This is a genomic window from Kribbella sp. VKM Ac-2569, assembly GCF_004216905.1.
Lineage (GTDB): Bacteria > Actinomycetota > Actinomycetes > Propionibacteriales > Kribbellaceae > Kribbella.
Window position 1 is genome coordinate 256,218 of record NZ_SGXJ01000007.1, and the last position, 26,109, is coordinate 282,326.

Genomic DNA, 26,109 nt, shown 5'->3' on the forward strand with positions numbered 1-26,109 from the left:
AGTCTGTCTAGACTTTTCCAGAGGTGATGGTCATGACGGCTACGGCTGGGCAATGGCAGTTGCAAGAGGCGAAACAGCATTTCAGTGAGCTGATCCGGGCAGTCCGGACCGACGGTCCGCAGTTCGTGACAAGGCATGGCCAGCAGGTCGCTGTTGTGCTGGACATCGTGGACTACCGGCGGATGATCGGGGTGGAACTGGTGGATTTCAAGAGCTTCCTGGCCTCGGCGCCAGATCTGAGCGGTCTCGAGATCGAGCGCTCGACCGAGCCGGTGCGGCAGGTCGACTTCGAATGAGCTTTCTGCTCGACACGAACGTGGTGTCGGAGTTCCGCAAGAAGTCGCCAGATGCCGGCGCGGCGGACTGGATCGGCTCGGTCCGGTCGAGTCAGTTGTATTTGAGTGTTCTCGTGGTCGGAGAGATCAAGCAGGGTGTCGAGCGGCTCGCGGCCAGGGACCCGAAGCAGGCCGCCTCGATCGAGGACTGGAGGCAGCGGCTGGTCCGGGGGTATGCGGACCGGATCGTCCCGGTGTCCCTGGAGGTCGCCGAGGCCTGGGGTCGTCTGAACGCGGCCGGCCCGCTCCCGCTGGTCGACGGGCTGATGGCCGCGACTGCACTCGTCCACGACTGGACATTCGTTACCCGCAACGCCGCCGACGTCGAGCGCACCGGCGTCCGGTTGCTGAACCCCTTCTACAACTGAGACCGCTGTCCGGAGGGCGAACTCGGCGTGAAAGAATCGGGGCATGCTGCGCTGGCTCACCGCCGGCGAGTCGCACGGACAAGCGCTCGTCGCCGTACTCGAAGGTCTTCCCGCAGGCGTTGAGGTCACCACGGATGACGTGGCCGACGCCCTGGCTCGTCGTCGGCTGGGGTACGGCCGCGGCGCCCGGATGAAGTTCGAGCGGGACGAGGTGACGTTCGTCGGCGGCTTCCGGCACGGGCTGACTCTCGGTAGCCCGTGCGCGATCCAGGTCGGGAACACCGAGTGGCCCAAGTGGGAGCAGGTGATGAGCGCCGACCCGGTCGATCAGGACACGCTCGACGGCCTGGCCCGGAACGCGCCGCTGACCCGCCCGCGGCCCGGCCACGCCGACCTGGCCGGCATGCAGAAGTACGGGTTCGACGAGGCCCGCCCGGTGCTCGAGCGCGCCAGCGCCCGCGAGACCGCGGCCCGCGTCGCGCTCGGTGAGGTCGCGGCCCGCTTCCTCCGCCAGGCGTACGGCGTGACGATCGTCAGCCACGTCGTCGAACTCGGCACCGTCAAGGCGCCGTACGGCGTGATTCCGGCGTACGGCGATGTCGCGGCGCTGGACGCGGACCCGGTCCGCTGCCTCGACCAGGATGCGAGCAAGCAGATGGTCGCCGAGATCGACGCCGCGCAGAAGGCCGGCGACACGCTCGGCGGCGTCGTCGAGGTCGTCGTCGACGGACTCCCGCCGGGCCTCGGCAGCTACGTGCACTGGGACCGCCGCCTCGACTCCAAGCTGGCCGGCGCGCTGATGGGCATCCAGGCGATCAAGGGCGTCGAGCTCGGCGACGGCTTCGAGCTGGCCCGGACGCCGGGCTCCAAGGCGCACGACGAGATCGTCGCCGAGGACGGCTCGGTCCGCCGGACCAGCGGCCGTTCGGGTGGCACCGAGGGCGGTATGAGCACCGGCGAGACGCTCCGGGTCCGCGCCGCGATGAAGCCGATCGCGACCGTCCCGCGCGCCCTGCGCACGATCGACACCGCCACCGGCGAGGCCGCTGCCGCGCACCACCAGCGCTCGGACGTCTGCGCCGTACCAGCCGCCGGCATCGTCGCCGAGGCGATGGTCGCGCTGGTCCTGGCCGACGTCTCGCTGGAGAAGTTCGGCGGCGACTCGGTCGGGGAGACCGCGCGCAACCACCAGTCGTACCTGGCGAACCTGCCGAAGACGATCACCCCGCGGGAGTGGGAGTGAGCCCGGTCGTCGTCCTGGTCGGCCCGCCCGGATCGGGCAAGTCCACGATCGCGGCGCTGCTCGCCAAGCGGCTCGGCGTACCGCACCGCGACACCGACACCGACATCGAGGCCGACGCGGGCAAACCGATCTCGGACATCTTCGTCGACGAGGGTGAGCCGCACTTCCGCAAGCTCGAGCGGGCGGCGATCACGGCCGCGCTGCAGGGCGACGGCGAGGTGCTGTCACTCGGCGGCGGCGCGATCCTCGACGCCGCCACGCGCGCGGACCTGGCCGGCCACACCGTGATCTTCCTCGACGTCAGCCTGGGGGAGGCGAGCAAGCGCGTCGGCCTCAGCGTCGCGCGTCCGCTGCTGCTCGGTAACGTCCGGACCCAGCTGCGAAACCTGATGGAGGCCCGTCGCCCGCTGTACGGCGAGGTCGCCAAGCAGACCGTACTGACCGACGGCAAGACCCCGGACCAGATCGCCGACGAGATCCTGGAGCAGCTCTCGTGAGCGCAAGGATCCGCGTCGAGGCAGCCGCGCCGTACGACGTTGTCATCGGCAACAACCTGCTCGGTGAACTGCCCGCCCTGCTCGGTGACGGTGTGCAGCGGGTCGCCGTCGTCCACCCGCGGGCCTTGCGCTCGACCGGCGACGCGATCCGCGACGACCTGACCGGCTCTGGGTTCACCGCGCACGCGATCGAGATCCCGGACGCCGAAGAGGCCAAGACCGCCGAGGTGCTGGCGTACTGCTGGTCGGTCCTCGGGCAGGCCGGCTTCACCCGCTCGGACGCGATCGTCAGCGTTGGCGGCGGTACGACGACCGATCTCGCGGGCTTCGTCGCGGCGACCTGGCTGCGCGGCGTGAAGGTCGTACACATCCCGACCACCCTGCTCGGCATGGTCGACGCGGCCGTCGGCGGCAAGACCGGGATCAACACGGCCGAGGGCAAGAACCTGGTGGGCGCATTCTGGGAGCCGGCCGGCGTACTGTGCGACCTCGCCTCTCTGGAGACACTGCCGGTCAACGACTACGTCAGCGGCCTCGCCGAGGTCGTGAAGTGCGGTTTCATCGCGGACCCGGTGATCCTCGACCTCGTCGAGAAGGACCCGGCCGGTGCCAAGAGTCCGTCGTACGGCGCGACCGAGGAGCTGATCGCCCGGTCCATCCAGGTGAAGGCGGACACCGTCGGCGCGGACCTGCGCGAGCGGACCACCACCGCGGGCGGGCCGATCGGGCGCGAGGCGCTCAACTACGGCCACACACTCGGCCACGCGATCGAGCGCGTCGAGCGGTACAAGTGGCGCCACGGTGCCGCGATCAGCATCGGCATGGTCTTCGTCGCCGAACTAGCCCGCGCCGCCGGCCGCCTGGACGACCCCACCGCGGACCGCCACCGCACCATCCTGGAGTCCCTAGGCCTCCCCGTCACCTACCGCTCCGACGCCTGGCCCCACCTCCAAGACGCAATGAAACTGGACAAGAAAACCCGAGCCGACCGCCTCCGCTTCGTAATCCTCGATGCCCTGGCAAAACCCACCATCCTGGAGGCCCCCGACCCCAGCCTCCTAATAGCCGCCTACACCGAAACCACCTAACCCCCACCCCGGCGGTCCCCCGCGTCCTGTCCCGCGGCCCCGCACGGGGTGCTACGGCTTCGCGTCCTGGGCTGTGGCTCGGCTACCCGAGATGTGGGTAGGCGAGGTGTGTGGTGGCGTGGGTTGTGGGGGTGGGGGTGTCCGGATGCGGTCAGATGGCGGGCGGTGGGTTGTGGAATGTGGGGTGGGGCGCGGAGGATGCTGGGGATGCCTCGGAAAGGGCTTTCCATATGAGTGAGCGCAAGTATCGGATCGCGATCGTCGGGACCGGAGGGATTGCCGCCTCGCATGCGCGGGCTGTTGCGGCGTTGCCTGAGCGGGCCGAGTTGGTTGCGGCCGTCGATGTCGATCTGGATCGGGCGAAGGAGTTCGCCGCCCAGTGGAACATCCCGGCGACGTACCCGAGCCTGACAGACCTCCTCGCCGCCGGCCAGGTCGACCTGGTCCATCTGTGTACGCCGCCGAACTCGCACGTCCCGTTGGCCGCCGAGTGCCTCGCCGCGGATGTCGACGTGTACATGGAGAAGCCGCCGACCCTGTCGCTCGACGAGTTCGATGCCCTGGTGGCCGCGGAGGAGAAGTCCGCGGCGCAGGTGGCGTGCGTGTTCCAGCACCGCTTCGGCTCCGGCGCGGTCCGGCTGCGCGAACTGCTGGCCGACGGCGTCCTCGGACGCCCGTTGGTTGCCCTGTGCAACACCGTCTGGTATCGCGACGACGCGTACTTCGCCGTGCCCTGGCGCGGCACGTTCGACGTCGAGGGTGGCGGCCCGACGATGGGCCACGGGATCCACCAGTACGACCTGCTGCTCTCGATCCTCGGCCCGTGGGAGAAGGTGACCGCGCTCGCCGCCCGGCAGGCGCGACCGACGCAGACCGAGGATGTATCGATGGCGCTCGTGACGTTCGAGAACGGCGCGGTGGCGTCGGTCGTGAACTCGCTGGTCTCCGCGCGCCAGACCTCCCAGCTCCGCTTCGACTGCGAGAACGCGACCGTGGAGTTGGAGCACCTGTACGGGTACAAGAACCCCGACTGGACCATCACGCCCGCTCCCGGCCACGAAGAGATCGCCACCGCGTGGTCGACCGACCTGCCGGATGTGGCGAGCGGTCACACCGCACAGCTCGCGGCGATCCTCGACGCCAAGGCTGCGGGCGAACCCACCCCGGTCACGCTGGCCGAGGCACGCAACACGCTCGAACTCGCCGCGGCCATCTATGCCTCCGCGTTCACCGACAAGCCGATCCGCCGCGGTGAGCTCGCGCACGGTACGCCGTACGCGCAACGCATGGGCGGCCCCGGCGCCCCCTGGAGCAACAACTAGGCCCTACCTCCCGAGTTCGGGCGGGAGCTCCCGGCTGTGCAGGATGTCCAGCCGGGATACGGCCCGGGTGAGGACGACGTACAGGCGATTGAGGCCGCGGGTCTCGGAGGCGACGATCTCGGCCGGCTCGAGTGCGATCACATGGTCGTACTCGAGCCCCTTCGCCAGGCTCGCCGGTACGACGGCCACCCGGCCGTCACCGTCCGCCGCCGACGTCTCGATCCCGTCCGCCTTCAACGCATCGCTCACCGCCGGCAACTGGTGATCGGCGGCGATGACACCGATCGAGCCCTCGACAGAGAGCGCTCTCCGGATGTTCTCGACGCACGCGGCCGCGAGGTCGTCGACGTGGGTGATGGTGAGTTCGCCGTCGGAGCGGAACGACGTGGTCGGTGGGACCGCGACGTCGAGTGCTTCCAGCAGACGGTTCGCCAGCTCGACGACCGTCGCCGGGACGCGGAACCCGGTGCTCAGAGCAACGATCTCCGCCGCCGGCTTCCCGAGGTGCGCGAGTTGCGTTACCCAGTCGTGAGCGGCCCACGCCGTCGTACCTTGTGCAAGATCGCCGAGCACTGTGATCGAGGTGTGCTCGCTCCGCCGCGCGATCGCCCGGCACTGCATTGGGGAGAGGTCCTGCGCCTCGTCCACGATCACGTGGCCGTACGTCGGAGAGCGCTCCAGCAACGCGCTCACCTCGTCGAGCAGTACGGCGTCCGCGGCCGTCCAGCGCGCGCTCTTCGCCTTGCGCGGGCGCGACCACGCGATGGCTCGCTGCTCCTCCGCCGTCAGGATGCCCACCTGACTGGGATCGCTCAGATACTCGGCCAGCACCTCGTCCGCCTTCAACCCCGGCCACACTTCCTCGACGTACGGCGTCACCGCCCGCGCCATCCGCCGAAGCCAGACGCCGTTGCAGTTCTGCCCGCGCGCCTCGGCCTGACGTTGTACCGCGGCGACCAGCCGCGCGATCACCCGCTCGCGTCCGGTCAGGTACGTCGTGGCCTCGGCCTCAGCCACCATCTCCGCGAACTCGTGCTGATTGACCCGCCACTTGTACGACTCGTCCCGTACTACGACCGCCTGTACCGGCCGCCCGATCCGGCCGTAGACCGCTCTCCGAAGGATCTCGGCCATCCGTACGTCGTGCTTGATCGCGGCCGCCACCGGATCATCGACCGCCCGTACTTCGCGATCCAGCAGTTGCTCGATCGTGGTCTGCTCCACGTCCACCTCGCCGAGCGTCGGGAGTACGGCGGAGATGTAGTGCAGGAACGCCCGGTTCGGGCCGAGCACGAGGACACCGTTGCGTTCGAGCCGCGACCGGTGCGCATACAGGAGGTAGGCGGCGCGGTGCAGGCCGACTGCGGTCTTGCCGGTCCCCGGTGCGCCCTGGATGCAGACCGAGACGTCGAGGCCGGTCCGGACGAGCGTGTCCTGCTCGGGCTGGATCGTGGCGACGATGTCCCGCATCGGACCCACACGGGCCCGCTCGATCTCCCGCCGTACGAGCTCACTGGCCGATGACGGTGTACCCGTCTGCAGGTGTTCGTCCTCGAAGCTCGTCAGCCGGTTGCCCGACCAGCCGAAGCGGCGGCGGGTGTCGATCCCACGCGGCTCGACGGCGGACGCCTGGTAGAACGTGGCCGACACCGGCGCGCGCCAGTCGATCACCATCGGCGGGCGGCCGATCGCGTCCGAGATGTGCCGGCGGCCGAGGTAATACGTCTGGCGGCGGTGCTCGCCGGCCGCGGGGTCCGTGTCGGCGTACGCGATCACGCCGAAGAACGGCGGGTTGTCGCCCTCCTCGCCCATGTCCCGCGCCAGCGTCTTGAGGTAGAAGCCCAGCCGCTCGGCGGTGTACCGGTCACCCCAGGTGTCCTCGCCGACGACCACGTTCTCCCGCGCGCCGGCGACCATCCGCCGCAGTGCCTCCCGGCAACGTTCGGCGTACGCGCGTTCCTGGTCGAGATCCCTCATCCACCCCTCCGCGAAAGATTAACCCGGTCAATCTTTTGCCTAGGTTAACATGATCGTTGTGACCGGACTCCGCGAACGCAAGAAGCAGCAGACGCACGACGCCTTGTCGCAGGCGGCGATCGCGCTGTTCCTCGAGCTCGGCTTCGACGAGGTGCCGGTCGCCGACATCGCGGCCGCCGCCGACGTGTCCAAGCCGACCCTGTTCAAGTACTTCCCGACGAAGGAAGACCTGGTCATGCACCGGATCGCGGACCACTGGCGGGAGGCGGCCCGGATCGTCCGCACGTCGCCGGCGCCGCCGGTCGAGGTGCTGCGCGACCACTTCCGCACCGGCCTCACCGAGCGGGAGCCGACGACCGGGCTGAACGACCACCCGCAGGTCGTTGCCTACTACAACCTCGTCTTCGGTACGCCGGCCCTCGCGACCCGGCTGCGCGCGTTCATGGACGACGACGAGAGAGCGCTCACCGAGGTTCTCGGTGGTGATCTCACCGCGGAGTTGCTGTCCGCGCAATTGCTGTCGACGCAGCGGATCCTCGCCTACCGCAACTGGCTGGCCATCTCCGGCGGGCAGTCCGCCGCGGAGCGCTACCCGACCGCGGTCGCGGAGGCTGACGTGGCATTCGAGCGACTAGGGTGATGGCTGTGACGGATGTGAGCAGGCGGGTGCTGGTACTGAACGGGCCGAACCTCGGGCGGCTGGGTTCGCGGGAGCCGGAGAAGTACGGTACGACGACGTTCGCGGACCTGGTCGGGGTGTGCGAGAAGACCGGTGCCGAGCTCGGGTTCGAGGTCGACGTACGGCAGACCGACGACGAGGCCGAGCTGGTCGGCTGGCTGCACGAGGCCGCGGACGGCCGGACTCCCGTCGTCCTCAACCCGGCCGCGTTCACGCACTACTCGTATGCGCTGCGGGATGCGATCGCGCAGCGGACCGCTCCGTTGATCGAGATCCACCTGACCAATCCGGCCACTCGCGAGGAGTTCCGGCACACCAGTGTGGTCGCCGGGGTGGCGACCGGGACCATCGCCGGCTTCGGGCTCGACTCGTACCGGCTCGCGCTCCGCGCGCTCACCACCCTCGATTCATAACCAACCTGCCCTTTCGGGCATCAGATGGTTGTGACGACACAACAGGTGGGGGAACCTCTCGGTCAGCAGCACCGTATTCCGGTCTGGGTCAAGGCACTCGACCCGCTGTCGCAGTTCGGGCTGGTGCACACGCTGGGGCAGCGCCCGGAGATCAGCCTGATCGGTGACGCCGACCTGGCAGCGCAGCTGCCCGCGCAGTCGGCCGACAAGCGCACCGCCCCGCCAGTGGTTGCGTTGGTCGCAGTCGACTCGCTGGACGCCGGTGCCGTTCAGGTACTGCGGGGCGCGACGCAGCGGGGCTGCCGTCGGGCTGTGCTGATCGGTAGCACGATCGACGACGAAGCGCTGATGACGGCGGTCGAGCTGGGGGTCTCCGGCGTACTACGGCGTACCGAAGCGACCGGTGACCGGATTGTGCACCTGGTGCAGGCCGCCGCTGTGGGTGACGGCAGCCTGCCTCCGGACCTGCTGGGACGGCTGCTCGGTCAGGTGTCGCGGATGCAGCGGCACGTACTGGCACCGCGAGGACTGTCCCACACCGTTCTGTCCGACCGGGAGACCCAGGTACTGCGACTGGTCGCAGACGGCATGGACACGCAGGAGATCGCCCGGGAGCTGTCCTACTCGGAGCGCACGGTCAAGAACGTCCTCCACGACGTCACCAGCCGCCTGCAGCTCAGGAACCGCTCCCACGCCGTCGCCTATGCGCTGCGCGAAGGCCTGATCTGACGCAGGTCGTAGCTGTGCAAACACAAGGGCTACCAGCACGATGAGGCCGCCGACTGCCTGCAGTGCGGTGAGGTGCTGCGCGAGGGCCAGCCAGCCCACTGTGGTGGCTACTACTGGGCTCAGTAGGCCCAGGAACGTGACCTCGGTCGGAACGAGTTCCCGGAGTCCACGAAACCACAGTGCGTAGGCGACTGCCGACCCGAACAGCGCCAGGTATGCATAGCCAGCGACGTTCCGCAGTGTGAAGGCGGGGAATGCACCTTCGACCAGGAAGGCCACTGGTAGGAGCACCAGCCCGCCAGCGACGAGCTGCCAACCAGTAGTGGCCAGCAGGGGAGCAGGTGACGTCCAGCGCTTGCTGAGTACGACGCCGAACGCCATGACAACTGCAGCGCCGGCGGCCGCGAGTACGCCCCACGTGTCGAGCCGTGCAGTTGCCCGCAGTACCAGCAGACCGACGCCGAACACGCCTGCCAGCGCAGTGAAAACGGTGCGCAGCGACAGCCGTTGCCGCAGCAGACCAGCAGACAGCAAAGCGACCAGTAGCGGCTGGATCGCACCGACGGTCGCAGCCACGCCACCTGGCAGCCGGTACGCACCAACGAACAGCAGTGCGTTGAAGGCGCCGATGTTGAGCGTGCCGAGCACCAGCGAGCGCCACCACCAGCTGCCGCGCGGCAGGACACGGGTGATCGCGACGAGCAGGAGGCCCGCCGGCAACGCGCGCAGGAGCGCGGCCAGCAGAGGGCGGTGGGGCGGGAGGAACTCGGTGGTCACCACGTAGGTGGTGCCCCAGAGCATCGGCGCGATCGCCGTGGTCAGGAGAATGGTCGAGCGTCGATTGCTTAGCACTAAGATAAAGTATCTCAGCGCTAAGAAACTTTCAAGTCCCTCACCGCTAAGCAATCTGCCGCTAGGGTGGGTGCATGGCAGATCACGTCGACCTGGTGCTCGAGCAGTGGCGGGCGCGGCGGCCCGACCTGGATCCGTCGCCGATGGGGATCATCGGGCGGATGAGCCGCCTCGGCGCGCTGTTCGACGCCGAGCTGCGGCGGAACTTCGGCAAGCACGACCTCGACCGCGCATCCTTCGACGTACTGGCGACCCTGCGGCGCAGCAACGCCGAGCACAGCCTGACGCCGGCCGGGCTGATGCACTCGTCGATGGTTACGTCGGGAGCAATCAGCCAGCGCCTGGATCGGCTGGAGGCTCGAGGACTGGTGACGCGCGCACCGAGTGAGACCGACCGCCGTGGCGTGCTGGTGACCCTGACGTCCGAGGGCCTAGAGCTGATCGACAAGGTGCTGCCGACACACATTGACACCGAGTCGCAGCTACTCGCCGGCCTGTCGGCGGCTGAACGCGAGCAACTGGCAGGTCTGCTGCGGACGTTGCTGGAGTCGCTCGGGGACAAGCGGGGCTAGGCATGACGGGTGTCGGCAGTGACTCAGCACCAGCGGGGTCGTTGCGGACCGCTCTCGTCCAGCAGCTGGTAGCTGCTGGCACGATCCGCGACGAGCGGGTCGCGGCTGCGTTCGCGGCGGTGCCACGACATGTATTCGTCCCGCACGCTCCGCTCGAGATCGCGTACGCGGACGACGTCGTACTGATGAAGCACGACCAGGCTGGAGTGGTGATCAGTTCGGTGTCGCAGCCGAGCATTGTCGCGCTGATGCTGCAGCAGGCCGCGATCCGGCCGGGGGACCGGGTCCTCGAGATCGGTTCCGGCGGGTACAACGCCGCTCTGATGCGGGAGCTGGCCGGACCGCGTGGTGCGGTGACCTCGGTCGACATTGATCCGGAAGTGACGGATCGAGCGCGCGAGTCACTCGACGAGGCTGGGTACGGCGATGTGGTCGTGGTGCAGGCTGATGGCGCGTTCGGTGTTCCGGAGCGAGCGCCGTACGACCGGATTGTGGTGACGGTGACGGCGTGGGACATCGCCGGCGCGTGGCTGCGGCAGCTACGGCCGGGCGGGCGCATCGTCGTACCGCTGCGGATGCGCGGGCAGACACGGGCGATCGCGTTCGACCTGGTCGGTGACCATCTCGAGAGCCGGTCCGCGACGGTGTGCGGGTTCGTCAGCATGCAAGGGGCGGGCGCGGACTACGAGCGGCTGGTCCCGTTGCAGGACGGCGGGCTGGCGTTCGATGAGGACCAGGAGGGCGAGCCGCATCCGCAGTACGACGTACTGACGTTGCCGGCTGAGCAGAAGTGGTCCGGAATACAGGTGCATCGCGAGGAGCCTCTACTCGACCTCTTCCTGTGGCTGGCGAGCAAGCTGCCGGGGTACTGCGTGCTGTCAGGTAGGGAATGGGCAGCCGTTGCAACGGCGGACAGCCTGGCGTACCTCACGTCACGCAACGGGAAAGACGGGGTGCACATAGAGCTGGGCTGCCGCGGTCATGGTCCGGACGCCGGTGAGCTGATCGACCACATGCTCGACCAAGTGCAGAGCTGGGACGCCAAGCATCGCAGGGGTCCGGCGTTTCAGGTGCATGCCTCAGACGCTGTGCTGCCGCCCGGCTTCCACATCGCCCGGCGGCACAGCTACATCACTGTGACGTGGGCGGAGTAGCCCGCGGCGGGTTGCTGACGGTCTGCCACAGCTCCTCGATGTCGGAGCGATCCTCCGGCTCGGGCTCGTCGACCCAGCCACTGGCCCACACGTTCTCGTCACGGTCGTTGACGTTGAAGATCGACTCCGCGAACGCCGCCGAACCGACGTACCGCTCCTCATCTGGCTCATCCAGTACGTCGGCATCCTGCTGAGCCGCTGGCGGCGCGACCAACGTGCGGGCGTACTTCTGCGCCTCCAGGATGCCCATTTCGCGCTCGTCGCTCAGCAACCGGATCGCGCCGACCTCGTTCTTCGCGTTCATCAAGGCCCGCACCCTGGCGTCCAGGTCCTGGTTCGGCGCCGGCAGATTGTTCTGCTGCGGCCGGTGAGCCGGCGGTTGGTACGGCCCCGGGTTGTACTGCACCGGGTACTGCGAAGGCTGGAACTGCGCCGGCGGCTGGTACATCCCGGTCTGCGGGTACGGCGTACCGTGGCCGGGCTGCTGTGCCGCCTGGCCGGGGGAGTTTCGCTCGCCCGCGTGTCGTGGCTGGCGACCGTTCTGCAGAAGCTGCTGGAGAACGGCTGCGGCCTGCTGACTGCCCTGCGCGGTCCCGGTCTGCACCGGGAAGGTCGGCTGGCTCGGCGTGGGTGACGGAGGTGGTCCACCCGGCCCGGCGGCCTGGGTGAACTGGCCCTGGAACTGGACCGGCTGGTTGCCGCCCTGCTGGGCCTGGATCCGCTCGATCATCGCCTGCATCCGGGCGTTCGGCTGGCCGGTGCCGCTCTTGGACCCCTGCCGGGCCTTGTTGATCAGGCTCACCACGATCATCACGACGACGAAGATCACGAACCCCGTCATGCCGGCCTCCTCGCGCCTCCGTGGACGTTCTGGACCACCAGCCTAAGGCCGATCGGGTCTAGTCAATCCGCGGAATCGGAGGAATGCGGTGGTCACCGCTACAATCTGCTGTTACCGCTGATCGATTTCGAAGGGCATACCCGCGTGGCATCGACGAACGACCTCAAGAACGGCATGGTGCTCGACCTGGACGGACAGCTGTGGTCCGTCGTGTGGTTCCAGCATCACAAGCCGGGCAAGGGCGGCGCCATCGTCCGGACCAAGCTGAAGAACGTGCTGTCCGGCAAGGTGGTGGACAAGACCTTCAACGCCGATGTCAAGGTCGACGTGGCCACGGTCGACAAGCGTGACATGACGTACCTGTACAACGACGGCACGGCGTACGTCTTCATGGACAAGAGCACCTACGACCAGCTGCAACTGGCGCCCGAGGTGGTCGGTGACGCGGTGCACTTCCTGCTCGAGAACCAGGACGCCATCGTCGCGGTGCACGACGAGCTTCCGCTGTACGTCGAGCTCCCGGCCTCGGTCGAGCTCACGGTCGAGTACACCGAGCCGGGTCTGCAGGGCGACCGCTCCAGCGGCGGCACCAAGCCGGCCAAGCTGGAGACCGGCTACGACATCCAGGTCCCGCTCTTCCTGACCACCGGCGAGAAGGTCAAGGTCGACACCCGCACCGGGGACTACCTCGGCCGCGTCACCTCCTGAGCAGCGCAACCTCTAGGGAAAGTCGACAACAGAAGATGTCTGCCCGGAGCAAGGCCCGCAAGCGCGCGCTCGACGTGCTGTTCGAGTCGGAGGTCAGGGGGTTGCCGGTCGGCGGCACCCTGGCTGACCGGGTGGCCGACAACGACCCGCCGGTGAACGAGTTCACCGTGGCGCTGGTCGAAGGGGTCGCGAAACACAGCGAGCAGATCGACGACCTGCTCGAGACCCACTCGGTGGGCTGGTCGCTGGACCGGATGCCGGCCGTCGACCGGAACATCCTGCGGATCGGTGCCTACGAGCTCCTGTTCGACGACCGGGTGCCGGACGTGGTCGCGGTGAGCGAGGCGGTCGCGCTGGCGCGGGACCTGTCGACCGACGAGTCCCCGACGTTCGTCAACGGACTGCTGGCGAGACTGCTGCAGCTGAAGCCCACACTGGGCGTCTGAATCGCTGCCGGGAAGTGAGGGGGGCGAGCCCTCTGTCAGGCCCGGTGACCGTCTCGGTACGGTCCCGGGCCGCCGTTGCGTCCCCGTGGGCGGCCGGTGAGGTGTTACCTGCCGCATGTACTGCGTTGTAGTGCTCTGTTCCGTCTACTGAGACTGTTCAGTCTCGCTGAGGAAGGCGGGCGGCCGCGGGCCAGCTGCTACAAGCCCCGACCGTCTAGTGCCTTCGCCAGATTTCTGCCTTCTCAGGCGTCAGGCGCCGGCGGCCTCGGACGATTCCTCGACGTCACCCTTCGCCTCTGGGTTCAGCACACCCCAGGAGATGAAGCGCTCGGTCAGCGTCGTCGGCGATTCGTCGTAGATCACCGCGAGCGTCCGCATGTCGTCCTGACGGATCGACAGCACCTTGCCGTTGTAGTCCCCACGCTGAGCCTGGATCGTGGCCGCGTACCGCGTCAGCGGACCGGCCTCGCTCGCGTCGAGGTGTTGCAGGGCCTCCAGGTCGAGGATCAACCGGGGAGGAGCGGCAGCCGCGGCAGCCGCGCTGGCGGACCCAGGGAGCAGCTCACGGATCGGCACGCCGTAGAAATCGGCGAGCTCTGCGAGCTTCTGGACCGTGACGGCTCGATCGCCGCGCTCGTACGAGCCGACGACAACCGCCTTCCAGCGACCCTTGGACTTCTCTTCCACGCCATGCAGCGACAAACCTTGCTGCTGGCGGATGGCACGTAGCTTGCCACCCAGTGTCTTCGCGTATTCGCTCGGCACGCTGGTTCTTCCCTCCGATTAGTTTCGTCATGTCCGGCCCGCAGGGAACGGGCCGAAAGGTGAAACCCCCCTCGATTACACAGAGTAACAATATTCTGGGTCGGAGGCCAGCGTCAAGACGGCGTGTCACATCCGATACCATGTCAAGCGGTCCGAACGTCCTTTAAAGACCCGTCCAGAGAGGCGGGAAAGGAGGAACGGTAGCGATGAGCCCTGCCCAGAGCGCAGAGCACCCTGAGACCGCGCAGCCGCCGAAACGCAGCAGCCGCGAGGTCCTCGACGCTTCCGACATTTCCCGGGCACTGACCCGGATCGCCCACGAGATCCTCGAGCGGAACCGCGGCGCAGACCCGGTCGTCCTGCTCGGCATCCCCAGCCGCGGAGTCCCGCTGGCACAACGCGTCTCGGCCCGGATCCAGGCCGTCGAGGGGCAGAGCGTGCCGACAGGGTCACTCGATGTGACCATGTACCGCGATGACATCGGTCTCAAACCACCACGTGGCCTGGAACACACCGATATCCCGGCGGACGGTATCGACGGCAAGGTCGTGGTGCTCGTCGACGACGTGCTGTTCTCCGGCCGGACGATCCGCGCCGCCCTCGACGCGCTCAGCGACATCGGCCGCCCGCGCGCCGTCCAGCTCGCCGTCCTGGTCGACCGCGGCCACCGCGAACTGCCGATCCGCGCCGACTACGTGGGCAAGAACCTGCCGACGTCCCTGGTGGAGCGCGTCACCGTCCACCTGACCGAGTACGACGGTCAAGACGCCGTACTGATCGCTGACAAGGGGGCGAAGGGCTGATGAAGCACCTGTTGAGTGCGGCGGACCTGAGCCGCGACGAGGCCAACCTGATCCTCGACACCGCCGAGGAGATGCGGTCGCTGGCGGACCGCCCGATCAAGAAGCTGCCCGCGCTGCGCGGGCGGACCGTGGTGAACCTGTTCTTCGAGGACTCCACCCGGACGCGGATCTCGTTCGAGGCGGCGGCCAAGCGGCTGTCCGCGGACGTCATCAACTTCTCGGCGAAGGGCTCGAGCCTGAGCAAGGGCGAGAGCCTGAAGGACACCGCGCTGACCCTGCAGGCGATGGGTGCCGACGGCGTCGTCTGCCGGCACGGTTCGTCGGGTGCGCCGCACCTGCTGGCGAAGTCGGGCTGGATGACCGGGTCGGTGGTGAACGCCGGCGACGGGACCCACGAGCACCCGACGCAGGCGCTGCTCGACGCGTTCACGATGCGCCGGCACCTCGGCTCCTTGGACGGCCGCCGGATCACGATCGTCGGCGACGTCCTGCACTCACGGGTCGCGCGGTCGAACGTGCTGCTGCTCTCGACGCTCGGCGCCGAGGTCACTGTGGTCGCCCCGCCGACGCTGGTCCCCGTCGACATGAGCAGGTGGCCGTGCGTCACGTCGTACGACTTGGACGCGGTGCTGCCGAAGAGCGACGCGGTGATGATGCTGCGGGTGCAGCGGGAGCGGATGAACGACGCGTACTTCCCGAGCGCCCGCGAGTACACACGCCGCTACGGCCTGGACAAGAACCGGATGGCGCAGCTGCCGGACGAGGCGATCGTGCTGCACCCCGGGCCGATGAACCGCGGTATGGAGATCAGCGCCGAGGTCGCCGACTCCACCCGCTCGGTGATCGTCGAGCAGGTCACGAACGGCGTGGCGATCCGGATGGCCGTCCTTTATCTGTTGTTGTCGGGTAGTAACGAAGAGGAGCAGACCGCATGACCGCGTACCTGATCACCGGCGCAAGCATTGTTGGCGGTGAGGTCGCGGACCTGCTGATCGACAACGGCGAGATCGTTGCCATCGGCACCGGCCTCGACGCGCCCGCCGACGTGCAGACGATCGATGCCCAAGGGCTGGTCGCGCTACCGGGTCTGGTGGACCTGCACACGCACCTGCGTGAGCCCGGCCGGGAGGACGCCGAGACGGTGTTCACCGGCACCCGCGCGGCCGCCAAGGGCGGCTTCACCGCGGTCTTCGCGATGGCCAACACCGACCCGGTCGCCGACACCGCCGGTGTGGTCGAGCAGGTCTGGCGCCTCGGCCGCGACGCCGGGTACGCCGACGTGTACCCGATCGGCGCGGTCACGGTCGGACGGAAGGGCACGCAGCTCGCGGAGCTCGGTGCGATGGCGGACTCCGCCGCCCGGGTCCGGGTGTTCTCCGACGACGGCGACTGCGTCTGGGACGCCGCGCTGATGCGCCGCGCGCTCGAGTACGTGAAGGCGTTCAACGGTGTGATCGCCCAGCACGCGCAGGAGCCGCGGCTCACCCAGGGCGCGCAGATGAACGAGGGAGCGCTCTCCGGCGTTCTCGGCCTGACCGGCTGGCCGAGTGTCGCCGAGGAGGCGATCATCGCCCGCGACATCCTGCTGAACGCGCACGTCGGGTCGAAGCTGCACGTCTGTCACCTGTCCACCAAGGGCTCGGTGGAGATCGTCCGCGCGGCGAAGCGCCGCGGGCTCGAGGTGACCGCCGAGGTCACCCCGCACCACCTGCTGCTGACCGAGGAGCTTGCCGCCTCCTACGACCCGGTCTACAAGGTGAACCCGCCGCTGCGCACCAAGGAGGACGTCGAGGCCGTCCGCGAGGGCCTGGCCGACGGCACGATCGACATCGTCGCCACCGACCACGCGCCGCACCCGGTCGAGGACAAGGACTGCGAGTGGAGCGCGGCCGCGTTCGGTATGACCGGCCTGGAGACCGCTCTCTCGGTGGTCCAGCAGGCGATGATCGACACGAAGCTGCTGACCTGGGCCGACGTCGCCGACCGGATGAGCTACCGGCCGGCAGCGATCGGTCAGGCTGCCGAGCACGGTCGTCCGCTGGAGGCCGGCGCGCCCGCGAACGTCGTCCTGTACGACCCGCGGGTCGAGCGGACCGTCGTACCCGAGGATTCGGTGTCGCTGTCGCGGAACACGCCGTTCGACGGGATGACGCTGCCTGGCAAGGTCGTGGCGACGTTCCTGCGCGGTACGCCGACCGTCCTGGACGGTGAGCACACCCGGTGAGGGCGTTCCTCGGCATTCTCGGCACGCTGCTGGTGCTGGCAGCGGGCTACTTCGGCATGTACCGGGGCTGGCGGAACCGCCAGACCCGGCAGGCCGACCTGGCGCCGCTGCCCACGGCTCCAGTGGAAACGCCCCGCGGCGTCGAGGGTGTGTACGTCGCGACGACGAGCGCCGGCGACTGGATGGACCGGATCGCCGTGCACGAACTGGGCGTCCGCGCCACCGCGGACCTGGCCGTCAGTGAGGCCGGCCTGATCTTCCACCGGCAGGGGGCGGCGGATGTCTTCATCCCCGCGGACCACCTGACCGGGGTCCGGACCGACCGTGGCATCGCCGGCAAGGTGACCGCGGAGAAGTCCGGCCTCGTCGTGGTCACCTGGACCCACGACGGCCGTGAGCTCGACACCGGGTTCCGTCCGCGTCGTAAGGCCGACGCCGCCGCCCTGACCGCATCCATCTCGACCCTGATCGGAGCACTATGAGCCAGCCGGCTTTGCTTGTCCTCGAAGACGGCCGGTCCTTCGCCGGTACGTCGTACGGGGCGACCGGATCCACGTTCGGCGAGGCGGTGTTCACCACCGGGATGACCGGTTACCAGGAGACACTGACCGACCCGTCGTACCACCGGCAGATCGTCACCCAGACCGCGCCGCACATCGGCAACACCGGGATCAACGACGAGGACGACGAGTCGCAGAAGATCTGGGTCGCCGGGTACGTCGTCCGAGACCCGGCCCGGGTGCCGTCGAACTGGCGCGCGAAGCGATCGCTCGACGACCAACTGAAGGGCCAGGAGATCGTCGGGATCTCCGGGATCGACACCCGCGCGCTGACCCGGCACCTGCGGGAGCGCGGCGCGATGCGCGCCGGGATCTCCACCGAGATCCTGGACCCCGCCGACCTGCTGCAGAAGGTCCTCGAGCAGCCGCCGATGGTCGGCGCGGACCTTGCGTCGGAGGTGACGACGTTCGAGCCGTACGTCGTACCGGCCGAGGGGGAGAAGCGCTTCACGGTGGTCGCGCTCGACCTCGGGATCAAGACGATGACGCCGAAGCGGATGTCCGAGCGCGGCATCGAGGTCCACGTCATGCCTGCGGACACCTCGTTGGACGAGATCCTCGCCGTGAATCCGGACGGCATCTTCATGAGCAACGGCCCCGGCGACCCGGAGACCACCGAGCACCCGACCACGCTGCTGAAGGAACTGCTGCAGCGCGGGAAGCCGTACTTCGGGATCTGCTTCGGCAACCAGGTGTTCGGGCGGGCGCTCGGACTGGGCACGTTCAAGCTCAAGTACGGGCACCGAGGGATCAACCAGCCGGTGCTCGACCGGGCCACCGGCAAGGTCGAGATCACCGCGCAGAACCACGGGTTCGCGGTGGACGCGCCGATCGACTCGGTGGTGGAGACGCCGTACGGAACCGCTGAGGTCTCGCACATCTCGCTCAACGACAACGTCGTCGAAGGACTCAAGCTGACCGGCCGTGACGGCCGGGTGCTCGCGTTCTCTGTGCAGTACCACCCTGAAGCGGCGGCGGGTCCCCATGACTCGGCGTACCTGTTCGACCGCTTCGTTGAACTGATGACTGCTCATTCGGAGAATGAGGGAGGGCGGAACTGATGCCGCGCAGGACAGACATCGATTCGGTCCTCGTGATCGGGTCCGGACCGATCGTGATCGGCCAGGCCTGCGAGTTCGACTACTCCGGCACCCAGGCCTGCCGGGTGCTGCGCGAGGAGGGCTTCCGGGTCGTCCTGGTGAACTCCAACCCGGCGACGATCATGACCGACCCGGAGTTCGCCGACGCCACGTACGTCGAGCCGATCACCCCGGAGTACGTCGAGAAGGTCATCGAGAAGGAGCGCCCGAACGCGCTGCTCGCCACCCTCGGCGGCCAGACCGCGCTGAACGCGGCGATCGCCCTGCACGACAGCGGCGTACTGGAGAAGTACGGCGTCGAGCTGATCGGCGCGTCCGTCGACGCGATCCAGCGCGGCGAGAACCGGGAGTCGTTCAAGCAGATCGTCGAGAAGCTCGGCGCGGAGACCGCGCGGTCGGTGATCTGCCACACGATCGACGACGTGATGGGCGCGGCCGACCAGCTCGGCTACCCGCTGGTGGTGCGGCCGTCGTTCACGATGGGCGGCGTCGGCTCCGGGATGGCGTACGACGAGGCCGACCTGCGCCGGATCGCCGGCGCCGGACTGCACGCCAGCCCGACCACCGAGGTGCTGATCGAGGAATCGATCCTCGGCTGGAAGGAGTACGAGCTGGAGGTGATGCGCGACAAGGCCGACAACGTCGTGATCATCTGCTCGATCGAGAACGTCGACCCGATGGGCGTGCACACCGGCGACTCGATCACGGTCGCGCCGGCGATGACGCTGACGGACCGCGAATACCAGGTGATGCGGGATCTCGCGATCGGCATCATCCGTGAGGTCGGCGTCGACACCGGCGGCTGCAACATCCAGTTCGCGGTCAATCCGGAGGACGGTCGTCTGATCGTCATCGAGATGAACCCGCGGGTGTCCCGCTCGTCCGCGCTGGCGTCGAAGGCGACCGGCTTCCCGATCGCGAAGATCGCCGCGAAGGTCGCTATCGGCTACACGCTCGACGAGATCCCGAACGACATCACCCGGCAGACGCCGGCCAGCTTCGAGCCGACGCTGGACTACGTGGTGGTGAAGGTGCCGCGGTTCGCGTTCGAGAAGTTCCCGGCCGCGGACGCCACCTTGACCACGCACATGAAGAGCGTCGGCGAGGCGATGGCGATCGGCCGGAACTACACCGAGGCGCTGCAGAAGGCGCTGCGGTCGCTGGAGAAGCCGGAGGCCCGGTTCTCCTGGGCCGGCCAGCCCGCCAGCGAGCTCGAGCCGTTGCTGGAGGCAATCAAGACGCCGCAGGACGGCCGGCTGCGGATCGTCATGGACGCGATCCGGGCCGGTGCCACGCCGGAGCAGATCTTCGACGCGACTCGCATCGACCCGTGGTTCGTGGACCAGATGTACCTGATCCACGAGACCGCTCTCCAGGTTGCGGCCGCGCCGCGGCTGACACCGGAGGTCATCAAGCTGGCCAAGCGGCACGGGTTCTCCGACCTGCAGCTGGCCGAGATCCGCGGCCTGACCGAGGACGTCGTCCGCGGTGTCCGGCAGGCGCTCGGGATCCGGCCGGTCTACAAGACGGTCGACACGTGTGCAGCCGAGTTCAAGGCCGAGACGCCGTACCACTACTCGTCGTACGACGAGGAGACGGAAGTCGCACCGCGCTCGCAGCCGGCCGTGCTGATCCTGGGCTCCGGGCCGAACCGGATCGGGCAGGGAATCGAGTTCGACTACTCCTGCGTGCACGCGTCGATGGCGCTGCGCGAGGCCGGCTACTGCACGGTGATGGTGAACTGCAACCCGGAGACCGTCTCGACCGACTACGACACCTCCGACCGGCTGTACTTCGAGCCGCTCACCTGCGAGGACGTGCTCGAGATCGTGTACGCCGAGTTGCAGGCCGGACCGGTCGCGGGCGTGATCGTCCAGCTCGGCGGCCAGACCCCGCTCGGGCTGGCGCAGCGGCTCGCGGACGCCGGCGTACCGATCGTCGGAACCTCGCCCGAGGCGATCCACCTCGCGGAGGAGCGGGGCGCGTTCGGCAAGGTGCTCGCGGACGCGAAGCTGCCGGCGCCGAAGCACGGTACGGCGATGTCGGCCGAGGCGGCCCACGCCGTCGCGGAGGAGATCGGGTTCCCGGTCCTCGTCCGGCCGTCGTACGTGCTGGGCGGTCGCGGGATGGAGATCGTCTACAGCTCGGCCGAGCTGACCGCGGCGCTGGACCGGCTGAGCGCCGGCTCGGGCTCGTGGGAGCACCCGGTGCTGATCGACCGGTTCCTCGACGACGCGGTCGAGATCGACGTCGACGGGTTGTTCGACGGCGAGGAGCTGTTCCTCGGCGGCGTGATGGAGCACATCGAGGAGGCCGGCGTGCACTCCGGCGACTCGTCCTGCGCGCTGCCGCCGATCACGCTCGGGAACGCGGACATCGAGAACATCCGGAGGTCCACCGAGGCGATCGCCCGCGGCGTCGGCGTACGGGGCCTGCTGAACGTCCAGTACGCGCTCGCCGGCGACGTCCTCTACGTGCTGGAGGCGAACCCGCGGGCGTCCCGGACGGTGCCGTTCGTGTCGAAGGCGACCGCGACACCGCTGGCCAAGGCCGCGGCCCGGGTGATGCTCGGCGCGTCGATCGCCTCGCTCCGCGAGGAGGGCATGCTGCCGGCGACCGGAGACGGCGGCACGCTGCCGCCGACGACGCCGATCGCGGTCAAGGAGGCCGTGATGCCGTTCAACCGGTTCCGGACCATCGACGGTTCGTCGGTCGACACGGTGCTCGGGCCGGAGATGAAGTCCACCGGCGAGGTGATGGGCATCGACGACACCTTCGGTACGGCGTTCGCGAAGTCGCAGGCGGGGGCGTCGCAGCCGCTGCCGATCGACGGCAAGGTGTTCGTGTCGGTCGCGAACCGGGACAAGCGGCACATGATCTTCCCGGTCAAGCGGCTCGCGGATCTCGGCTTCCAGATCTACGCGACCGAAGGCACGGCCGACGTACTGCGGCGCAACGGCGTCGAGGCCGTCACGGTCCGCAAGAGCAGCCAGGGCCCCGGCCCGAACGGTGAGCCGACGATCGTCCAGATGGTCCAGGACGGCGAGCTGAACCTGATCGTCAACACGCCGATCGGGATCACCCAGGGCGGCTCGCCGCGGATCGACGGGTACGAGATCCGCAGCGCGGCGGTGGCGCGGAACATCCCGTGCATCACCACCGTGCAGGGGCTCGCGGCCGCGGTGCAGGGGATCGAGGCGCAGCGCGCCGGCGACATCGGCGTCCGGTCGCTGCAGGACTGGGTGCCGAGGATCCGCGGTGTATAGGCGAGTGGTCCGGCCGGTCCTGTACCGGCTGGGTCGCGGTGACGCGGAGGTCGCCCACGAGCAGACGCTCGCCGGCCTCCGTCTCCTCGGCCGCGTCCCCGGCGCAGCGCGCGCCGGGGCCCGGCTGTACGGCGCTACGTCGCCGCGGACCGTCTTCGGAGTCCGCTTCCCGTCACCTGTCGGCCTGGCCGCCGGGATGGACAAGAACGGGGTGGCGCTGCGGGCCTGGCCGGCGATCGGGTTCGGCTTCGTCGAGGTCGGCACCGTGACGGCGCATCCGCAACCGGGCAACGAGAAGCCCCGCCTGTTCCGCCTCGTCGAGCACGAGGCGGTCATCAACCGGATGGGCTTCAACAACCTCGGCAGCGAAGCGTTGGCCGCGCGACTGGCGGCGTACGGCGACCTCGGCTACCCGCTCGGCATCTCGATCGGGAAGTCGAAGGTGACACCGCTGGAGGAGGCGGTCGAGGACTACGTGACCTCGCTGCGCCGCCTCTACCGGTACGGCGACTACTTCGCGGTCAACGTCTCGTCGCCGAACACGCCGGGATTGCGCTCTCTGCAGGACGCCGGACACCTCCGCGAACTGCTGACCGCACTGCACACCGAGGCTGCCTCGCTGACCGTCGCGGGGCTGGCTCCGAAGCCGATCCTGGTGAAGATCGCGCCGGACCTGACCACGTCGGCGATCGACGAGCTTCTTCAGGTCTGCACCGGCACCGGCGTCGCCGGAATCATCGCCACCAACACGACGATCGACCGGGCGGGCGTCTCGGGGCATCCGCTGGCGGGTGAGGCCGGCGGCCTGTCCGGCCGGCCGCTTGCCGAGACGTCGGCGAAGGTCGTCGCGCACATCCACGGGGAAACCGGGGGAGCGCTCCCCGTGATCGGGGTCGGCGGGATCGTCGACCCGTCGGACGCGGCCCGCCTCTTCGACGCCGGCGCGAGCCTCGTCCAGGTCTACACAGGATTGATTTATCGCGGGCCGGGGCTGATCCGGCAGATCAACAGGAGATTGCCTTGAGCAACGAGACCTTCGGGAGCGACATGCGTAGCAAACCGTTCGGCACCCGGTTGCGGGCGGCGATGGACACCCGCGGCCCGCTGTGCGTCGGCATCGACCCGCACGCGCACCTGCTCGACGCCTGGGGTCTGCCCGACACCGCGGAGGGCCTGGCCTCGTTCACGTACGGCGTCGTCGACGCGCTCGCCGACCGGGTCGCGGTGTTCAAGCCGCAGTCCGCGTTCTTCGAGCGCTTCGGGTCGGCCGGGATCGCCGTTCTGGAGCAGGCGACGATCCGGCTGCGGGAGGCCGGGGCGCTGGTGATCATCGACGCGAAGCGCGGTGACATCGGTACGACGATGGCGGGCTACGCGTCGGCGTACCTGGCCGAGAAGGGGCCGCTGGCGTGCGATGCGCTGACAGTCAGCCCGTACCTCGGGTTCGGGTCGCTGCAGCCCGCGATCGACGAGGCCCGGGAGGCGGGGGCGGGGTTGTTCGTCCTTGCGCTTACGTCGAATCCGGAGGGCCCGCAGTTCCAGACGGCTCGCACCGCCGAGGGTCCGACCGTCGCCGGCGCGGTCCTCGACGGTCTGCGTGCGCTGAACGTCGACGCCGACGGGCTCGGTTCCTTCGGCGCGGTCGTTGGGGCCACCATCAGTTCCACCGATGAGAACCTGGACATCAACGGCCCGCTGCTCGCTCCCGGCCTCGGCGCCCAGGGCGGCACGGCCGCGGGGCTTGTCGAGGTCTTCGGGTCCGCGGTGCGCAACGTCGTACCGTCGAGCTCCCGGGAAATCCTCGGAGCCGGCCCCGACGCCACCGCCCTCCAGGACGCCGCCGCCCGCACAAACGACGCCTACCGAACGGTCCTCGGTTACTGACGCCCAGCCGCGCCACCATCTCGGTTACCAACGCACGCCCGAGCCCAACCGCGCCACGGAACCTGCCCCGCCCCGCAGCCCTCGTCGAGCAGACGACGGGTTATCCCCTCGGGTTGTGGGTTCTCTGCTGATAGACGAAGGGAGAACCCTGCACGCGAGGGGATAACCCCGGCTGTGCTGACGGCGCTCCGCGGACTTGTCCGGGATCGAACCGAGTCGTGGCGTTTGGTTGGCCACCAGAACGCCGAGTCGTGGATCGAGGCTGCGTTTGACCGCCGAGTTCCACGACTCGAGGAAACGCGGGTGACTATGGGGGCCAACCCACCACCGGAGGCGCTGACCCCCGGAATGATGGTGCCCGCCACGCTCAGCAGCGTGCCCGATCGGGCCGAGCAACCTGACATGTCCTGTCGAGCTGCAGAACAAGGCCGGGTGTGCGATCTTCGTCGGCATGGGTTCGGGGTTGGAGTTGTGCCGCAGGTTCTACAGCGAGGTTGTCCGGCCGGTTGTCGGCGTGCCGCACAGTGCGGGGTTGCTGGGGCGCGGATCTGAGGTGCTCAGGTACGACGACGCGATGTCGACCGATCACAACTGTGAAGCGCGCGTGGTGCTGTTCGTGGACGACGGGGTCGAGTTCGCGCCGGACGTTCCGGCGCAGTTCGAGGGGCGGGCGGCGTTTGTCGAGGTGCACACGATCCGCGGGTATTTCCAGCAGCAGCTCGGCTGGGACGCCGTACGGAGGCCGACTGTTTCGGAATGGTTCACGTTTCCGGAGCACGTGCTGTTGATGATGACCGCGGGTGCGGTGTTCCACGACGACCTCGGGCTACAGGACGTGCGGGATCGGCTTGCGTATTACCCGGACGACGTCTGGCGTTACCTGATGATCGCTGCCTGGTGGCGCGTGCATCCCGAGATGAACCTGGTCGGCCGGTCCGGGTACGTCGGGGACGAGCTCGGGTCGGCGCTGCTCGGGTCGCAGCTCGCGCAGGACCTGATGCGGTTGTGCTTCCTGATGGAGCGTCGCTATGCGCCGTACTCGAAGTGGTTCGGTACGGCGTTCGGCGGCCTGTCCTGCGGTCCGTCGATCGGCCCTCTGTGCCGCGAGGTGTTGCGGTCGGAAACCTGGCAAGAACGCGAGAAAGCGCTCTCTGCGGTCTATCGGGCCGTGGGGGAGTTGCACAACCGGCTGGCGATCACCGCGCCGGTCGAGCTCGGCGTCGAGCGGATGTGGGGCCGGCCGTTCGAGGTCGTCTGGGGTGACTTCCCGGGAGCGCTCTCCGCCGCGATCCAGGACCCTGAGGTACGCCGGATCGCGGACCGCTGGCCCGTCGGCGGGATCGAGCAGGTTCGCGATGTCCTGCACCGCACCGGCGATCGCCGTCAGCTGCTCGGGCTGCTCGACTCCCGGTAGAGCGCGATCAGCAGGTCGACGGCCGCCTGCGTGGCGGGATGCGGATCCTCGCGATGCCAGATCAGGTGTACGTCGACCGGCGGCGCGTCCCGCAGCGGGCGGTACACCACTCCGTCCCGCCGGTACTGCGTCGAGGTCGCCTGCGGCGTCACGCCGACGCACCGCCCGGACGCGATCGCGGCCAGCCAGTCGTCGACGTCCTGGGTGTGCTCGAGAGCCGGGCGAGCGCTCTCCGGCCAGAGATCGGCCGTGGTGCTCCCGGTACGCCGGTCGATCACCAGCGTCCGGTCCCGGAGCTGATCGAGCGTCAGCGCCCGTTTGCGAGCCAGCGGGTCGTCGGCCGGTAGAGCGCAGTACCGCCGTTCCTGTGTCAGCAACACGTGCCCGAATCGTCGCAGCTCCAACTGGCTGCGGACGACCGCGAGATCGCACAATCCCTCGGCGAGCCCGCCGGTCGCGGTGTTGGTACGGATCAGCTGCAACTCGATGCCGGGATGCTCCCCCGCCCACCGGCGCTGGAACTCGCGGGTACGGCTCCCGAACGCCGACCACGCGTGACCGACTCGCAGACGGGTGTGACCGCTCGTCGCCTCGGTCACGAGCTCGTCGATCTCCGCGAGGACGTGCCGAGCCCGCGTGAGGACCCGGACGCCGGCCGTGGTCGGGGTGAGTGAACGGCTGGTCCGGTGCAGCAGGCGCACGCCGAGTTCGCGTTCCAGGGCCAGCAGGTTGCGGGACACCGCGGCCTGCGAGATCCCCAGCTCGATCGCGGCGTCGGTGAACGTGCCCGAGTCGACGATCTCCACCAGGCACCGCAGCTGCCGGATATCCATGACTCCAGCGTATAGATCGGCCGCCCGATGCATTTT

Annotated in this window: 26 protein-coding genes and 1 pseudogene; 22 read left to right on the top strand and 5 right to left on the bottom strand. The window is 68.8% G+C overall.

Annotated elements, in window-relative coordinates; all coding sequences use genetic code 11:
* Positions 1-32 precede the first annotated feature (32 nt).
* From EV649_RS37465 to EV649_RS37490, 6 genes are all read left to right on the top strand, one after another.
* The gene (locus EV649_RS37465; RefSeq protein WP_198682905.1) at positions 33-296 is read left to right on the top strand and encodes a type II toxin-antitoxin system Phd/YefM family antitoxin; all 264 of its coding nucleotides are present in this window, start codon (positions 33-35) and stop codon (positions 294-296) included.
* Positions 293-703: a type II toxin-antitoxin system VapC family toxin gene (locus EV649_RS37470; RefSeq protein WP_130388448.1), complete on the top strand. Its 411-nt coding sequence runs from the start codon at positions 293-295 to the stop codon at positions 701-703. The genes EV649_RS37465 and EV649_RS37470 overlap by 4 nt, the downstream gene beginning before the upstream one ends.
* Before the next feature lie 43 nt (positions 704-746).
* Positions 747-1,946 carry a chorismate synthase gene (gene aroC, locus EV649_RS37475; RefSeq protein ID WP_130388449.1) on the top strand — a complete coding sequence of 400 codons (1,200 nt, stop codon included), beginning with the start codon at positions 747-749 and terminating at the stop codon, positions 1,944-1,946.
* A complete protein-coding gene (locus EV649_RS37480; RefSeq protein ID WP_130388450.1) occupies positions 1,943-2,443 on the top strand; it encodes a shikimate kinase in 501 nt (166 codons plus the stop codon). Before aroC ends, EV649_RS37480 begins: the two co-directional genes overlap by 4 nt.
* Entirely contained in the window at positions 2,440-3,531 is a 1,092-nt protein-coding gene (gene aroB / locus EV649_RS37485; RefSeq protein WP_130388451.1) for a 3-dehydroquinate synthase, read from the top strand. Before EV649_RS37480 ends, aroB begins: the two co-directional genes overlap by 4 nt.
* A gap of 230 nt (positions 3,532-3,761) precedes the next feature.
* Positions 3,762-4,853 (top strand): Gfo/Idh/MocA family oxidoreductase, encoded by a 1,092-nt coding sequence (locus EV649_RS37490; RefSeq protein ID WP_130388452.1) that lies wholly within the window; start codon positions 3,762-3,764, stop codon positions 4,851-4,853.
* Positions 4,854-4,856: 3 nt separating this feature from the next.
* Here EV649_RS37490 and EV649_RS37495 read toward each other — a convergent pair whose 3' ends face one another.
* Entirely contained in the window at positions 4,857-6,830 is a 1,974-nt protein-coding gene (locus tag EV649_RS37495; protein ID WP_130388453.1) for an AAA family ATPase, read from the bottom strand.
* Between the two features lie 58 nt (positions 6,831-6,888).
* Between EV649_RS37495 and EV649_RS37500 the strand changes: the two genes are divergently transcribed.
* From EV649_RS37500 to EV649_RS41865, 3 genes are all read left to right on the top strand, one after another.
* Entirely contained in the window at positions 6,889-7,470 is a 582-nt protein-coding gene (locus tag EV649_RS37500; protein WP_347233171.1) for a TetR/AcrR family transcriptional regulator, read from the top strand.
* A gap of 14 nt (positions 7,471-7,484) precedes the next feature.
* The gene (gene aroQ, locus EV649_RS37505) at positions 7,485-7,922 is read left to right on the top strand and encodes a type II 3-dehydroquinate dehydratase (RefSeq protein ID WP_130388591.1); all 438 of its coding nucleotides are present in this window, start codon (positions 7,485-7,487) and stop codon (positions 7,920-7,922) included.
* 588 nt (positions 7,923-8,510) lie between these two features.
* Positions 8,511-8,651, top strand: a complete 141-nt coding sequence (locus EV649_RS41865; protein ID WP_241999198.1) for a LuxR C-terminal-related transcriptional regulator — start codon at positions 8,511-8,513, stop codon at positions 8,649-8,651.
* 30 nt (positions 8,652-8,681) lie between these two features.
* On the opposite strand, the pseudogene EV649_RS37515 reads toward EV649_RS41865, so the two are convergent.
* Positions 8,682-9,503 (bottom strand): annotated as a pseudogene (locus EV649_RS37515) (EamA family transporter); the annotation flags it as partial.
* A 74-nt stretch (positions 9,504-9,577) separates the two neighbouring features.
* On the opposite strand from EV649_RS37515, the gene EV649_RS37520 reads away from it, so the two are divergent.
* The gene (locus tag EV649_RS37520; RefSeq protein ID WP_130388456.1) at positions 9,578-10,075 is read left to right on the top strand and encodes a MarR family transcriptional regulator; all 498 of its coding nucleotides are present in this window, start codon (positions 9,578-9,580) and stop codon (positions 10,073-10,075) included.
* Positions 10,076-10,077: 2 nt separating this feature from the next.
* Positions 10,078-11,229, top strand: coding sequence for a methyltransferase, FxLD system (gene fxlM / locus EV649_RS37525; RefSeq protein WP_130388457.1), 1,152 nt, complete (start codon positions 10,078-10,080; stop codon positions 11,227-11,229).
* Here the strand turns inward: fxlM and EV649_RS37530 are convergent.
* The gene (locus EV649_RS37530) at positions 11,207-12,070 is read right to left on the bottom strand and encodes a hypothetical protein (RefSeq protein ID WP_130388458.1); all 864 of its coding nucleotides are present in this window, start codon (positions 12,068-12,070) and stop codon (positions 11,207-11,209) included. The two genes, fxlM and EV649_RS37530, sit on opposite strands and share 23 nt — an antisense overlap.
* Positions 12,071-12,214: 144 nt before the next feature.
* Between EV649_RS37530 and efp the strand changes: the two genes are divergently transcribed.
* Complete coding sequence (gene efp / locus EV649_RS37535; protein WP_130388459.1) at positions 12,215-12,778, top strand: elongation factor P; 564 nt, start codon at positions 12,215-12,217, stop codon at positions 12,776-12,778.
* A gap of 35 nt (positions 12,779-12,813) precedes the next feature.
* Entirely contained in the window at positions 12,814-13,224 is a 411-nt protein-coding gene (nusB, locus tag EV649_RS37540; protein ID WP_130388460.1) for a transcription antitermination factor NusB, read from the top strand.
* Between the two features lie 249 nt (positions 13,225-13,473).
* Here nusB and EV649_RS37545 read toward each other — a convergent pair whose 3' ends face one another.
* Positions 13,474-13,989 (bottom strand): transcriptional regulator, encoded by a 516-nt coding sequence (locus EV649_RS37545; RefSeq protein WP_130388461.1) that lies wholly within the window; start codon positions 13,987-13,989, stop codon positions 13,474-13,476.
* A gap of 206 nt (positions 13,990-14,195) precedes the next feature.
* Between EV649_RS37545 and pyrR the strand changes: the two genes are divergently transcribed.
* The 9 genes from pyrR to EV649_RS37590 all read left to right on the top strand — a co-directional run bounded on the left by pyrR (position 14,196) and on the right by EV649_RS37590 (position 25,240).
* On the top strand, positions 14,196-14,792 hold the full coding sequence (pyrR, locus tag EV649_RS37550; RefSeq protein ID WP_130388462.1) for a bifunctional pyr operon transcriptional regulator/uracil phosphoribosyltransferase PyrR: 597 nt from the start codon (positions 14,196-14,198) through the stop codon (positions 14,790-14,792).
* A complete protein-coding gene (locus EV649_RS37555; RefSeq protein ID WP_198682906.1) occupies positions 14,792-15,727 on the top strand; it encodes an aspartate carbamoyltransferase catalytic subunit in 936 nt (311 codons plus the stop codon). Before pyrR ends, EV649_RS37555 begins: the two co-directional genes overlap by 1 nt.
* Positions 15,724-17,016: a dihydroorotase gene (locus EV649_RS37560; protein WP_130388464.1), complete on the top strand. Its 1,293-nt coding sequence runs from the start codon at positions 15,724-15,726 to the stop codon at positions 17,014-17,016. The genes EV649_RS37555 and EV649_RS37560 overlap by 4 nt, the downstream gene beginning before the upstream one ends.
* The gene (locus tag EV649_RS37565) at positions 17,013-17,498 is read left to right on the top strand and encodes a hypothetical protein (RefSeq protein ID WP_130388465.1); all 486 of its coding nucleotides are present in this window, start codon (positions 17,013-17,015) and stop codon (positions 17,496-17,498) included. The genes EV649_RS37560 and EV649_RS37565 overlap by 4 nt, the downstream gene beginning before the upstream one ends.
* Entirely contained in the window at positions 17,495-18,637 is a 1,143-nt protein-coding gene (gene carA / locus EV649_RS37570) for a glutamine-hydrolyzing carbamoyl-phosphate synthase small subunit (protein WP_130388466.1), read from the top strand. The genes EV649_RS37565 and carA overlap by 4 nt, the downstream gene beginning before the upstream one ends.
* Positions 18,637-21,942 carry a carbamoyl-phosphate synthase large subunit gene (gene carB / locus EV649_RS37575; RefSeq protein WP_130388467.1) on the top strand — a complete coding sequence of 1,102 codons (3,306 nt, stop codon included), beginning with the start codon at positions 18,637-18,639 and terminating at the stop codon, positions 21,940-21,942. The genes carA and carB overlap by 1 nt, the downstream gene beginning before the upstream one ends.
* Complete coding sequence (locus tag EV649_RS37580) at positions 21,935-22,966, top strand: quinone-dependent dihydroorotate dehydrogenase (protein WP_130388468.1); 1,032 nt, start codon at positions 21,935-21,937, stop codon at positions 22,964-22,966. The genes carB and EV649_RS37580 overlap by 8 nt, the downstream gene beginning before the upstream one ends.
* A gap of 23 nt (positions 22,967-22,989) precedes the next feature.
* The gene (pyrF, locus tag EV649_RS37585) at positions 22,990-23,826 is read left to right on the top strand and encodes an orotidine-5'-phosphate decarboxylase (RefSeq protein ID WP_130388592.1); all 837 of its coding nucleotides are present in this window, start codon (positions 22,990-22,992) and stop codon (positions 23,824-23,826) included.
* A 451-nt stretch (positions 23,827-24,277) separates the two neighbouring features.
* A complete protein-coding gene (locus EV649_RS37590) occupies positions 24,278-25,240 on the top strand; it encodes a DUF4037 domain-containing protein (RefSeq protein ID WP_130388469.1) in 963 nt (320 codons plus the stop codon).
* Here the strand turns inward: EV649_RS37590 and EV649_RS37595 are convergent.
* Positions 25,210-26,073, bottom strand: a complete 864-nt coding sequence (locus EV649_RS37595; RefSeq protein ID WP_130388470.1) for a LysR family transcriptional regulator — start codon at positions 26,071-26,073, stop codon at positions 25,210-25,212. The genes EV649_RS37590 and EV649_RS37595 overlap by 31 nt on opposite strands.
* Positions 26,074-26,109 lie beyond the last annotated feature (36 nt).